This window comes from Pseudomonas sp. UBA6753, assembly GCF_002453565.1.
Classification (GTDB): Bacteria; Pseudomonadota; Gammaproteobacteria; order Pseudomonadales; family Pseudomonadaceae; genus Aquipseudomonas; species Aquipseudomonas putida_Z.
The window spans coordinates 207,216-219,334 of sequence record NZ_DKHD01000032.1 but is presented as its reverse complement, the minus strand read 5'-3'; the positions used below and the strand labels follow the sequence as shown (position 1 = coordinate 219,334).

Below are 12,119 nucleotides of genomic sequence, written 5' to 3'. Positions count from 1 at the left end.
AGGCAAAACCGTTTCCTGTGCGATAAACGCACAGTGTCGTTCGCGGTCAATTGCGCCACCACCGCCCGCTGATTAATGTCTCTCGCAACGGTCGGCTGTGCCGACCGAACAAGAAAAACATAATAAGAGGCACTTACATGAATACTGTCCCCTCGCTGCCGCGGCCGCACCCGCGCGCAGTACAGTTATATCCAGGCTGACGCCGGCCGCATTCCCTCAAACTATTGTCTTCTGTACCGGTTTATCGCGTGCAGTGGCCTGGCTGTGCCCCTCATTCTGGATAACAACAATGAACCAAGCGCAAACCAACGTCGGCAAAAGCCTCGACGTCCAGTCGTTCATCAATCAGCAGCCGCTGTCCCGCTACCAATGGCGGGTGGTGTTGCTGTGCTTCCTGATCGTCTTCCTCGATGGCCTGGACACCGCCGCCATGGGCTTCATCGCCCCGGCCCTGTCGCAGGAGTGGGGGATTGACCGCGCCAGCCTAGGCCCGGTCATGAGTGCTGCATTGATCGGCATGGTTTTCGGTGCCCTCGGCTCCGGCCCGCTGGCGGACCGGTTTGGTCGCAAGGGCGTGCTGGTGGGCGCGGTGCTGGTATTTGGCGGCTTCAGCCTGGCCTCGGCCTATGCCACCAACGTCGACCAGTTGCTGGTGTTGCGCTTCCTGACCGGCCTGGGCCTTGGCGCAGGCATGCCCAACGCCACCACGCTGTTGTCTGAATACACCCCCGAGCGCCTCAAGTCGCTGCTGGTGACCAGCATGTTCTGCGGCTTCAACCTGGGCATGGCCGGTGGTGGTTTCATTTCCGCCAAGATGATCCCGGCTTACGGCTGGCACAGCCTGCTGGTGATCGGTGGCGTGCTGCCGTTGCTGCTGGCGCTGGTGCTGATGGTATGGCTGCCGGAGTCGGCGCGGTTCCTGGTGGTGCGCAATCGGGGCACCGACAAGGTGCGCCAGACCTTGTCGCCCATCGCGCCGCAGGTGGTGGCCGAGGCGGGCAGCTTCAGCGTGCCGGAACAGAAGGCGGTGGCCGCGCGCAACGTGTTCGCGCTGATCTTCTCCGGTACCTACGGCATGGGCACCATGCTGTTGTGGCTGACCTACTTCATGGGCCTGGTGATCGTCTATCTGCTGACCAGCTGGCTGCCAACCTTGATGCGCGACAGCGGTGCGAGCATGGAGCAGGCTGCCTTCATCGGCGCGCTGTTCCAGTTCGGTGGCGTGCTGAGTGCCGTCGGCGTGGGCTGGGCCATGGACCGCTTCAATCCGCACAAGGTGATCGGCATTTTCTACCTGCTGGCCGGGGTGTTCGCCTACGCCGTGGGGCAGAGCCTGGGCAACATCACCGTATTGGCCACCCTGGTGCTGGTTGCCGGCATGTGCGTGAACGGCGCCCAGTCGGCGATGCCTTCGCTGGCGGCGCGCTTCTATCCGACACAGGGCCGCGCCACAGGGGTATCGTGGATGCTGGGTATCGGCCGCTTCGGGGCGATTCTCGGGGCCTGGAGTGGCGCGACGCTGCTGGGGCTGGGCTGGAACTTCGAACAGGTGCTGACGGCGTTGCTGGTGCCGGCGGGGCTGGCGACCGTGGGTGTGATCGTGAAAGGGCTGGTGAGCCACGCTGACGCGACCTGAAGCAATGGCCTCATCGCCGGCAAGCCAGCTCCCACAGGAGTGCATCAGGCCCCGAGCCGGTGCGGTAACTGTGGGAGCTGGCTTGCCGGCGATGAGGCCATTACAGGCAGTGAGGGGAGATAGGTAGGGATGCAATAATCGGTTCGATAATCGCACAAATAGTCGATTATCGGATTGTAAGCCACCCACCAGTCTCCTTAATCTGAGCTCACCGAAGCACCCTGACCAGGAGTCTCCAAATGGCTGCAATTCTCCCGCTTCACGAAGCCGTGAAGCAGTTCATCCAGGATGGCGATACCGTCGCCCTCGAAGGTTTCACCCACCTGATCCCGACTGCCGCCGGCCACGAGATCATCCGTCAGGGCAAGCGCGACCTGACCCTGGTGCGCATGACTCCGGACCTGATCTACGACCAGCTGATCGGCGCCGGTTGCGCCAGCAAGCTGATCTTCTCCTGGGGTGGTAACCCGGGTGTCGGTTCGCTGCACCGCCTGCGTGATGCCGTCGAGAAGCAGTGGCCACACGCCATCGAAATCGAAGAACACAGCCACGCCGACCTGGCCAACGCCTATGTCGCCGGTGCTTCTGGCCTGCCGTTCGCCGTGCTGCGTGCCTACGCCGGCTCCGACCTGCCAAAGGTCAACCCACTGATCAAGAGTGTCACCTGCCCGTTCACTGGTGAAGTGCTGGCAGCCGTGCCGTCGGTGCGCCCGGACGTGACCGTGATCCACGCGCAAAAGGCCGACCGCAAGGGCAACGTGCTGCTGTGGGGCATCCTCGGTGTGCAGAAGGAAGCCGCCCTGGCCGCCAAGCGCTGCATCGTCACCGTCGAGGAAATCGTCGACGACCTGCAGGCCCCGATGAACGCCTGCGTGCTGCCGACCTGGGCGCTGAGCGCGGTGTGCCTGGTGCCAGGTGGTGCGCACCCGTCCTATGCCCACGGCTACTACGAGCGTGACAACCGCTTCTACCAGGCCTGGGACCCGATCGCGCGTAGCCGCGAATTGTTCACCGCCTGGATCGACACCTACATCCGTGGCACTGCCGATTTCAACGAATTCAAGGCCAAGCTGGCCAGCACTGCGGAGGCCGCACAATGAGCTACTCCACTTCCGAAATGATGACCGTCGCCGCAGCCCGTCGCCTGCGCAACGGTGCTGTGTGCTTCGTCGGCATCGGCCTGCCATCCAAGGCTGCCAACCTGGCGCGCCTGACCTCGTCGCCAGATGTGGTGCTGATCTACGAATCCGGCCCGATCGGCGCCAAGCCCAGCGTGCTGCCGCTGTCGATCGGCGACGGCGAGCTGGCCGAAACCGCTGACACCGTGGTGCCGACCGGCGAGATCTTCCGCTACTGGCTGCAAGGTGGGCGCATCGACGTCGGCTTCCTCGGCGCCGCCCAGGTCGACCGCTTCGGCAACATCAACACGACTGTGGTCGGTGACTACCACGCCCCGAAAACCCGCCTGCCGGGTGCCGGTGGCGCACCGGAAATCGCCGGCTCTGCCAAGCAGGTGCTGATCATCCTCAAGCAGTCGCCGCGTGCCTTCGTCGACAAGCTGGACTTCATCACCTCTGTTGGCCACGGTGAAGGCGGCGACTCGCGCAAACGCCTTGGCCTGCCAGGCGACGGCCCGGTCGGCATCATCACCGACCTGTGCATCATGGAGCCGGAAGCCGGCACCCACGAATTCGTCGTCACCGCGATCCACCCGGGTGTGACCCGCGAGCAGATCATCGCCGCCACTGGCTGGGCGATCCGCTTTGCCGACGATGTGCAGACCACTGCCGAACCTACCGAAGTCGAGCTGTCCGCCCTGCGTGACCTCGAAGCCCGTACCGCCGCGGCCCATGGCCAGGTGGCAGGAGAAGCCTGATGCGCGACGTATTCATCTGTGACGCCATCCGTACCCCGATCGGCCGCTTCGGCGGCGCCCTGGCCGGTGTGCGGGCCGACGACCTGGCCGCCGTGCCGCTGAAGGCGCTGATCGAGCGCAACCCGAGCGTGCAGTGGGATCAGGTTGACGAAGTGTTCTTCGGCTGCGCCAACCAGGCCGGTGAAGACAACCGCAACGTGGCGCGCATGGCGCTGTTGCTGGCCGGCCTGCCGCAGAGCATCCCGGGCGTTACCCTGAACCGCCTGTGCGCGTCGGGCATGGATGCCATCGGCACTGCCTTCCGCGCCATTGCCAGCGGCGAAATGGAGCTGGCGATTGCCGGCGGCGTCGAGTCGATGTCGCGTGCCCCGTTCGTCATGGGCAAGGCCGAAAGCGGCTATTCGCGCAACATGAAGCTCGAAGACACGACCATCGGCTGGCGTTTCATCAACCCACTGATGAAGAGCCAGTACGGTGTGGATTCCATGCCGGAAACCGCCGACAACGTGGCCGACGATTACCAGGTTTCGCGTGCTGACCAGGACGCCTTCGCCCTGCGCAGCCAGCAGAAGGCGGCTGCCGCCCAGGCCGCCGGTTTCTTCGCCGAAGAAATCGTGCCGGTGCGTATCGCGCACAATAAGGGCGAGACCATCGTCGAGCATGACGAGCACCTGCGCCCGGAAACCACACTGGAAGCCCTGACCAAGCTCAAGCCGGTCAACGGCCCGGACAAGACCGTCACCGCAGGCAATGCCTCGGGCGTGAACGACGGTGCCGCGGCGTTGATCCTGGCCTCGGCCGAGGCGGTGAAGAAACACGGCCTGACCCCGCGTGCCCGGGTACTGGGCATGGCCAGTGCCGGTGTTGCACCGCGGGTGATGGGCATTGGCCCGGTGCCGGCAGTGCGCAAGCTGACCGAGCGCCTGGGTGTGGCGGTGAATGATTTCGATGTGATCGAGCTCAACGAAGCCTTTGCCAGCCAAGGTCTGGCGGTGCTGCGTGAGCTGGGTGTGGCCGACGATGCACCGCAGGTGAACCCCAACGGCGGTGCCATCGCCCTGGGCCACCCGCTGGGCATGAGCGGTGCGCGCCTGGTGCTGACTGCGCTTCACCAGCTGGAGAAGAGCGGTGGCCGTAAAGGCCTGGCGACCATGTGTGTGGGCGTTGGCCAAGGTTTGGCGCTGGCCATCGAGCGGGTTTGACCTGTACCGGCCTCTTCGCGGGCACGCCCGCTCCCACAGGGGAACCACGCCTCCCACTGTGGGAGCGGGCGTGCCCGCGAAGAGGCCGGTCCTGCCAGACTCAAGGCCAATAGCCAGCCAGATAGCGGAACGAGTGTGTTACCAGGTGTGTCTAGAATTACCTGCGACCCTCCAGGAGTAAACTCACCATGACCTCAGCCTATTACACCGGCGAAGAACGCAGTAAACGCATCTTCGCTATCGTTGGTGCCTCTTCAGGCAACCTGGTGGAATGGTTCGACTTCTACGTCTATGCCTTCTGCGCGATCTACTTTGCCCCGGCTTTCTTCCCCTCCGACGACCCCACCGTGCAGTTGTTGAACACGGCAGGCGTGTTCGCCGCGGGCTTTCTGATGCGCCCCATCGGTGGCTGGATCTTCGGCCGCCTCGCTGACCGCCATGGTCGCAAGAATTCCCTGATGATCTCGGTGCTGATGATGTGCTTCGGCTCCCTGATGATCGCCTGCCTGCCCACCTATGCCAGCATCGGCACCTGGGCCCCGGCGCTGCTGTTGCTGGCCCGGCTGATCCAGGGCCTGTCGGTAGGCGGCGAATACGGCACCACTGCCACCTACATGAGTGAAGTGGCCCTGCGCGGCCAGCGCGGCTTCTTCGCCTCGTTCCAGTACGTGACCCTGATCGGCGGCCAGTTGCTGGCGGTGCTGGTGGTGGTGATCCTGCAGCAGCTGCTCACTGAAGAAGAACTGCGCGCCTGGGGCTGGCGCATTCCGTTCGTGGTCGGCGCCATTGCCGCGCTGATCTCGCTGATGCTGCGCCGCTCGCTGCATGAGACCAGCGGCGCCGAAACCCGCCAGGACAAGGACGCCGGTACCATCAAGGGCCTGTTCCGCAACCACGCGGCGGCTTTCATCACCGTGCTCGGCTATACCGCGGGCGGTTCGCTGATCTTCTACACCTTCACCACCTACATGCAAAAGTACCTGGTCAACACCGCTGGCATGACTGCGAAAAACGCCAGCTACGTGATGACCGGCGCGCTGTTCCTGTTCATGGTGCTGCAGCCGTTCTTCGGCATGCTCTCCGAACGCATCGGCCGGCGTAATTCGATGATGCTGTTCGGCGCCCTGGGTACGCTGTTCACAGTGCCACTGCTGATGGCGCTGAAAACCGTGAGCAGCCCGTTCATGGCCTTCGTGCTGATTACCCTAGCGTTGTGTATCGTCAGTTTCTACACCTCGATCAGCGGGCTGGTGAAGGCCGAGATGTTCCCGCCGCAGGTGCGTGCGCTGGGCGTGGGCCTGGCCTATGCAGTGGCCAACGCGGCGTTCGGCGGTTCGGCCGAATACGTTGCCCTGGGCCTGAAGACCCTGGGCATGGAAAACACTTTCTACTGGTACGTGACAGCGATGATGGCGATTGCCTTCCTGTTCAGCCTGCGCTTGCCGAAGCAGGCCGCGTACCTGCACCACGATGATTAAGGACGTGGCATGACCAACCAACTGTTCGACGCCTACTTCACCGCACCGGCCATGCGCGAGATCTTCTCCGACCGGGGCCGCCTGCAGGGCATGCTCGATTTCGAAGCGGCGCTGGCGCGGGCCGAGGCGGCTGCCGGGCTGGTCCCGCATAGCGCGGTAGCGGCCATCGAGGCGGCGTGCCACGCCGAGCGCTATGACGTTGGCGCGCTGGCCAATGCCATCGCCACTGCTGGCAACTCGGCGATCCCTCTGGTGAAGGCGTTGGGCAAGGTGATTGCCAGTGGCGTGCCCGAGGCCGAGCGCTATGTGCACCTGGGCGCCACCAGCCAGGACGCGATGGATACCGGGCTGGTCCTGCAGCTGCGCGCTGCCCTCGACCTGATCGAAGCCGACCTCGGCAAGCTGGCCGATACCTTGTCGCGCCAGGCCTTGCAGCACGCCGACACGCCGCTGGTGGGGCGCACCTGGCTGCAGCATGCCACCCCGGTGACCCTGGGCATGAAACTGGCCGGTGTGCTGGGCGCCTTGACCCGTCACCGCCAGCGCCTGCAGGAGCTGCGCCCACGCTTGCTGGTGCTGCAGTTCGGCGGCGCCTCGGGCAGCCTGGCGGCTTTGGGCAGCAAGGCGATGCCGGTGGCCGAAGCCCTGGCCGAGCAGCTCAAGCTGAACCTGCCCGAGCAGCCCTGGCACACCCAGCGCGACCGCCTGGTGGAGTTTGCCTCGGTGCTGGGCCTGGTCGCAGGTAGCCTGGGCAAGTTCGGCCGTGATGTGAGCCTGCTGATGCAGACCGAGGCGGGGGAACTGTTCGAGCCTTCCGCGCCGGGCAAGGGTGGGTCTTCGACCATGCCGCACAAGCGCAACCCTGTCGGCGCTGCGGTGCTGATCGGTGCCGCGACCCGCGTGCCGGGGCTGGTTTCGACGCTGTTCGCCGCCATGCCCCAGGAGCATGAGCGCAGCCTTGGCCTGTGGCATGCCGAATGGGAAACCCTGCCGGACATCTGCTGCCTGGTATCTGGTGCGCTGCGCCAGGCCCAGGTGATTGCCGAGGGCATGGAAGTGGATGCCGCGCGCATGCGCCGTAACCTCGACCTGACCCAGGGCCTGGTGCTGGCCGAAGCGGTGAGCATCGTCCTTGCCCAGCGCCTGGGCCGCGACCACGCCCACCACCTGCTGGAGCAGTGCTGCCAGCGCGCCGTGGCCGAACAGCGCCACCTGCGCACCGTGCTGGGTGAAGAGCCGCAAGTCAGCGCCGAGCTGTCAGCCGAAGAACTCGATCGCTTGCTCGACCCTGCCCATTACCTGGGCCAGGCCCGCGTCTGGGTGGCGCGCGCCGTGTCCGAACATCAACGTTTCACTGCCTGAAGGAGACCGCTGTGGCGCATTTGCAACTGGCCGATGGCGTTTTGAATTACCAGATCGATGGCCCGGAAAACGCCCCGGTGCTGGTCCTGTCCAACTCGCTCGGTACCGACCTGGGCATGTGGGACACGCAGATTCCACTGTGGAGCCAGCACTTGCGCGTGCTGCGCTACGACACCCGTGGCCACGGTGGGTCGCTGGTCACTGAAGGCCCTTACAGCATCGAACAGCTGGGCCGTGACGTGCTGGCCCTGCTCGATGGCCTGGATATCGCCAAGGCGCACTTCGTCGGCCTGTCGATGGGCGGCCTGATCGGCCAGTGGCTGGGCATCAATGCCGGCGAGCGCCTGCACAGCCTGACCCTGTGCAATACCGCCGCCAAGATCGCCAACGACGAGGTGTGGAACACCCGTATCGACACCGTGCTCAAGGGCGGCCAGCAGGCCATGCTCGACCTGCGCGATGCCTCCATCGCCCGCTGGTTCACCCCAGGTTTCGCCCAGGCCCAGCCAGCGCAGGCCCAGCGCATCTGCCAGATGCTCGCGCAAACCAGCCCGCAAGGTTATGCCGGCAACTGCGCGGCGGTGCGTGATGCCGATTACCGCGAGCAACTGGGCCGTATCCTGGTGCCGGCGCTGATCGTTGCCGGTACCGAGGACGTGGTGACCACTCCGGAGCACGGCCGCTTCATGCAGGCCGGTATCGCGGGTGCCGAGTACGTCGACTTTCCGGCGGCGCACCTGTCCAACGTCGAGATCGGCGAGGCGTTCAGCCGCCGCGTGCTCGACTTCCTGCTGGCTCACTGAGGGATACCGCCATGGACGAGAAACAACGTTACGACGCCGGCATGCAGGTACGCCGCGCAGTGCTTGGCGATGCCCACGTGGACCGCAGCCTGGAGAAGCTCAACGACTTCAACGGCGAGTTCCAGGAGATGATCACCCGCCACGCCTGGGGTGACATCTGGACTCGCCCGGGCCTGCCGCGCCATACCCGTAGCCTGATCACCATCGCCATGCTGATTGGCATGAACCGCAACGACGAGCTGAAGCTGCACCTGCGCGCGGCGGCCAACAACGGCGTGACCCGCGACGAGATCAAGGAAGTGCTGATGCAGAGCGCGATCTATTGCGGCATTCCGGCGGCCAATGCCACCTTCCACATGGCTGAGTCGGTGTGGGATGAGCTGGGCGTGGAGTCGCGACAGCAGTAATGCCTGTACCGGCCCTATCGCCGGCAAGCCAGCTCCCACAGGGATAGCATCAGGCTTGAGGGCAGTGCAGTCCCTGTGGGAGCTGGCTTGCCGGCGATAGGGCCATGGAATGTTTACATGGCCGCATTCTTCTGCCGCATGGCCACTGGGCCGGCGTTGCTTTCCACGGCTTGCTTCAGGGCCGGGCACAGGCCGAGCATGAATGCCGCTTCTGCCACCACGAACAACGGCCCGATGATCAATCCGCTGACATCGTCGACAAACGCCGGCTTGCGGCCTTCGTAGTAATGGCCGACGAACTGGATGATCCAGCCCACCACGAACGCCCCCAGCCCGGCACCGAGCCACAGCGCTGTCGTCTGCATCGCCAGCACCTGGCCGACCCACAGGCATAGCCCAAGCAACAACCCCATCACCAGGCCGAAGCGCAGGTCCAGGCGCAGGTAGAACCAGACCGAGGCTGCCGCCGCCGGCAGGGCAGGGGACAGCCACATGCCGGCTACCTCCCAGCCAGGGCGCGACAGCAGGATGGTGACCGCCAGCACGATCATCGGGATGCCGACGAAGTGGGTGGCGATGTTGCGTGGGTCGCGGTGGTAGCTGGCGTATTGGCTCAGGTGGTCGACGAGGGTTTTCATTGTTGTGCCTCCCTGTTCAGCTTTGTTTTGCCTGAACCGGCCTCTTCGCGGGCTTGCCCGCTCCCACAGGATCACCACAGTTTTCAAGCCAGGTGGATTACCTGTGGGAGCGGGCGAGCCCGCGAAGAGGCCAGTACAGGCAACCTGTGACCGGATAGTGATCAGGATAGCCCGCAGCCACCACCATCATCAGCTCAGCGAATGGCAGCAGCCCGCACTGGCATATCCAGCCCCACTAGCGTCTCGATCATCGCTCGCGCCGCCGGCGACAGCCGGTAACCGCTGCGGCTGACCACGCCACAGCGCACGCTCAGCACTTCCAGCGCCGGTGGCAGGTTGCGCCAGTGCAGGCGCACCAGGCGGCCGCTGGCCAGGTCTTCGGCCACGGCTTCCTCGCTGGCGGTGCCGATGGCATCGCTGGCCTGCACCACGCTGCGCAGCACGGCCAGGTGCTCGGTTTGCAGGTGCGGGGTGAAATCGCTGCGCCCGCTCAGGTTGGCCAGGCGCTTGCGCACGCCGGGGGCGAGCAGGGCGCTGGCCAGGGGGTAGCTGAACAGGTCGTTGGTCGACAGGCTGTCCTTGGCCAGCAATGGGTGCCCTGGGCGGCAGAAGAACAGGCCGGGGCGCGGTGAAAGGGGCTCGGTGTGGAAGTTGGGGTCGGCTTCGAACGGGCGGATATCGTCGACGAAAAACTCGATCTGCTCGCGGCGCAGAGCCTGGCCGAGGCGTTCGGCGTTGTCCACCAGCAGCGAGGTGCGGATGCCCGGGTGGCGTTCGAGAAAGTGGCGCAGGGCGTCGGGCACCGGGCGCACAGCCAGCGCCGGGCCGCTGCCGAAATGCAGCTCGCCGGCGTCGAGCTTGGTCATCTGCAGCACTTCGTTGCTCAGCTGCGCGGCACCTTGTACCAGGCGTCGGCCATGTTGCAGCACCACCAAGCCTTCGGGGGTGGGCGGCAGGGCTTTGCTGGCGCGGTCGACCAGTGGGCAGCCGAAGCTGTGCTCCAGGCTCTGGATGGCACGGCTGAAGGCGGGTTGCGTGATGCCCATGGCCTCGGCGGCACGGACGAAGCTGCGGTATTCGGTGAGGGCGATGAAGTAGCGCAGCTGACGGAGGTCCATGTCACGGCTCTGGGGCGGGGATCAGGGGCCTATTCAAGCGGTTGCTGCATATGTCGTCAAAGAAGGTTTATTGATTTGTTTATAGCTTATCGTTATTTGCTGGGGCTTCTGGCCTCTTCGCGGGCATGCCCGCTCCCACAGGGACCGCACAGGTTTCAAGGCTGGTGCGGTCCCGCGAAGAACTCAGAGGAGATTCAGCGGGTAACTCACGATCAACCGGTTCTCATCGAACGAGTTGGTGCTGAAGTCCCGGCGCATGGTGGAGTTGCGCCACTTCACCGACAGGTCCTTGAAGCTGCCCGACTGCACCACATAGGCCAATTCGGTTTCTCGCGCCCATTCCTTGCCATCGTCCACGCCGCCTGCGGTGACGTTGTCACCCTTGATGTAGCGGTTCATCAGGGTCAGGCCTGGTACGCCGACGGTGGCGAAGTTGAAGTCATGACGCACCTGCCAGGAGCGCTCCTTGGCGTTGTCGAAGCTGGAGTTGTAGCTGTCGTTTGCCAGGGTGCCGCCGCTGGTGCCGTTGACCCGCATCCAGGCGTCGTCGCCGCTGACTTTCTGCAGGCCGACGTAGAAGGTGTGGCCCTGATAGCGCGCCGAGAGCATGGCCGAGGCGGTGCGGTTGTCCAGTTCGCCAGCGCGTTCGGCGCCGTCTTCCTTGCCGATGAAGTAGCCCAGGTTGGCGCCCAGGGTCCAGTCGCCCAGGGGCTGGCTGTGCACCAGGTTGAAGTACTGCTGGCGGTAGATGTCCTTGAGCTGGGCATCCCACAGGCCGATCATGGTGCGCTTGTCGTTGAAGGTGTACTCGCCGCCGCCAAAGTTGAAACGGTCGGAGGTGAATGCGGCCTTACCGTTCAGCGACATGTCTTCCATGCTGGCGTCGTTGCGCGGGCTGTTGCCGCGGAACTGGCCGGCGTACAGGGTCAGGCCGGCGATTTCCTTCGAGGTCAGCTGGCCACCGCGGAAGGTCTGCGGCAGCGAGCGGCCATCGTCCGAGCGCAGGATCGGCAGTACCGGCATCCATTCACCCACTTTCAGCTCGGTTTCGGACAGCTTGGCTTTCAGTGCCACTCCCAGGCGGCCGAAGTCATCGGCCGGGCGGCCGTCGTCGTGCACCGGCAGCAGGTGGGTGTTGGTGGTGCCTTTGCCGCCGTCGAGCTTGACCGAGTACAGGCCCAGTACGTCCACGCCGAAACCGACGGTGCCTTGGGTGAAGCCGGAGCGGGCGTCGAGGATGAAGCTCTGCGTCCACTCCTCGGCCTTGGCCTGCGGGTGGGCCGGGTCGACGAAGTTGCGGTTGATGTAGAAGTTGCGCAGGTTGAGGGTGGCCTTGGCGTCCTCCAGGAAACCACCTTGGTCGGCGGCGAACACGGGGAGTGCGCAGGACATGGCCAACAGGCCGGGCAGCAGCTGGCGTGCGGGTTGCAAAGTGCTCATCTGTCGTGGATCTCTTGTTTTTATGGGCGAGCCGGTACGCTGCAGGGTGCGGCCTGCAGGTGCGGGTCTTTTGGGATGAACCGGGGCAACGTTGCGTGGGGAGGATGGTGCGGCGTAGGGCTGGGGTGAGGCAATTCGCCACAAACGGAAGCGGGCGAT

The 12,119-nt window shown here is 64.8% G+C and carries 11 protein-coding genes; 8 read left to right on the top strand and 3 right to left on the bottom strand.

Going from position 1 to position 12,119, the window contains the following annotated elements; genetic code table 11:
- The first annotated feature begins 289 nt into the window (after positions 1-289).
- From B2790_RS12675 to pcaC, 8 genes are all read left to right on the top strand, one after another.
- Positions 290-1,636 (top strand): MFS transporter, encoded by a 1,347-nt coding sequence (locus B2790_RS12675; RefSeq protein WP_025340493.1) that lies wholly within the window; start codon positions 290-292, stop codon positions 1,634-1,636.
- 239 nt (positions 1,637-1,875) lie between these two features.
- Positions 1,876-2,736 carry a CoA transferase subunit A gene (locus B2790_RS12670; protein ID WP_286918946.1) on the top strand — a complete coding sequence of 287 codons (861 nt, stop codon included), beginning with the start codon at positions 1,876-1,878 and terminating at the stop codon, positions 2,734-2,736.
- The gene (locus tag B2790_RS12665) at positions 2,733-3,512 is read left to right on the top strand and encodes a CoA-transferase subunit beta (protein ID WP_015271653.1); all 780 of its coding nucleotides are present in this window, start codon (positions 2,733-2,735) and stop codon (positions 3,510-3,512) included. Before B2790_RS12670 ends, B2790_RS12665 begins: the two co-directional genes overlap by 4 nt.
- Complete coding sequence (gene pcaF / locus B2790_RS12660; RefSeq protein ID WP_286919001.1) at positions 3,509-4,714, top strand: 3-oxoadipyl-CoA thiolase; 1,206 nt, start codon at positions 3,509-3,511, stop codon at positions 4,712-4,714. Before B2790_RS12665 ends, pcaF begins: the two co-directional genes overlap by 4 nt.
- A gap of 188 nt (positions 4,715-4,902) precedes the next feature.
- Positions 4,903-6,192, top strand: a complete 1,290-nt coding sequence (locus B2790_RS12655; RefSeq protein WP_286918945.1) for an MFS family transporter — start codon at positions 4,903-4,905, stop codon at positions 6,190-6,192.
- Between the two features lie 9 nt (positions 6,193-6,201).
- Positions 6,202-7,554 (top strand): 3-carboxy-cis,cis-muconate cycloisomerase, encoded by a 1,353-nt coding sequence (locus B2790_RS12650; RefSeq protein ID WP_274078304.1) that lies wholly within the window; start codon positions 6,202-6,204, stop codon positions 7,552-7,554.
- 11 nt (positions 7,555-7,565) lie between these two features.
- Positions 7,566-8,357 carry a 3-oxoadipate enol-lactonase gene (gene pcaD, locus B2790_RS12645; RefSeq protein ID WP_286918944.1) on the top strand — a complete coding sequence of 264 codons (792 nt, stop codon included), beginning with the start codon at positions 7,566-7,568 and terminating at the stop codon, positions 8,355-8,357.
- 11 nt (positions 8,358-8,368) lie between these two features.
- Entirely contained in the window at positions 8,369-8,764 is a 396-nt protein-coding gene (pcaC, locus tag B2790_RS12640; RefSeq protein WP_003259581.1) for a 4-carboxymuconolactone decarboxylase, read from the top strand.
- 113 nt (positions 8,765-8,877) lie between these two features.
- Here the strand turns inward: pcaC and B2790_RS12635 are convergent, their stop codons facing one another.
- From B2790_RS12635 to B2790_RS12625, 3 genes are all read right to left on the bottom strand, one after another.
- Positions 8,878-9,402, bottom strand: a complete 525-nt coding sequence (locus B2790_RS12635) for a DUF962 domain-containing protein (protein ID WP_046617257.1) — start codon at positions 9,400-9,402, stop codon at positions 8,878-8,880.
- 194 nt (positions 9,403-9,596) lie between these two features.
- Positions 9,597-10,520 (bottom strand): LysR family transcriptional regulator, encoded by a 924-nt coding sequence (locus tag B2790_RS12630; RefSeq protein ID WP_286918943.1) that lies wholly within the window; start codon positions 10,518-10,520, stop codon positions 9,597-9,599.
- 183 nt (positions 10,521-10,703) lie between these two features.
- Complete coding sequence (locus B2790_RS12625; RefSeq protein ID WP_137162342.1) at positions 10,704-11,960, bottom strand: OprD family porin; 1,257 nt, start codon at positions 11,958-11,960, stop codon at positions 10,704-10,706.
- Positions 11,961-12,119: the final 159 nt, after the last annotated feature.

Bases quoted from the DNA above. Each gene is read 5' to 3' on its own strand.
- B2790_RS12675 (WP_025340493.1), top strand. From the start codon at position 290: ATGAACCAAGCGCAAACCAACGTCGGCAAAAGCCTCGACGTCCAGTCG.
- B2790_RS12670 (WP_286918946.1), top strand. From the start codon at position 1,876: ATGGCTGCAATTCTCCCGCTTCACGAAGCCGTGAAGCAGTTCATCCAG.
- B2790_RS12665 (WP_015271653.1), top strand. From the start codon at position 2,733: ATGAGCTACTCCACTTCCGAAATGATGACCGTCGCCGCAGCCCGTCGC.
- B2790_RS12655 (WP_286918945.1), top strand. From the start codon at position 4,903: ATGACCTCAGCCTATTACACCGGCGAAGAACGCAGTAAACGCATCTTC.
- B2790_RS12650 (WP_274078304.1), top strand. From the start codon at position 6,202: ATGACCAACCAACTGTTCGACGCCTACTTCACCGCACCGGCCATGCGC.
- pcaC (WP_003259581.1), top strand. From the start codon at position 8,369: ATGGACGAGAAACAACGTTACGACGCCGGCATGCAGGTACGCCGCGCA.
- B2790_RS12635 (WP_046617257.1), bottom strand. From the start codon at position 9,402: ATGAAAACCCTCGTCGACCACCTGAGCCAATACGCCAGCTACCACCGC.
- B2790_RS12630 (WP_286918943.1), bottom strand. From the start codon at position 10,520: ATGGACCTCCGTCAGCTGCGCTACTTCATCGCCCTCACCGAATACCGC.
- B2790_RS12625 (WP_137162342.1), bottom strand. From the start codon at position 11,960: ATGAGCACTTTGCAACCCGCACGCCAGCTGCTGCCCGGCCTGTTGGCC.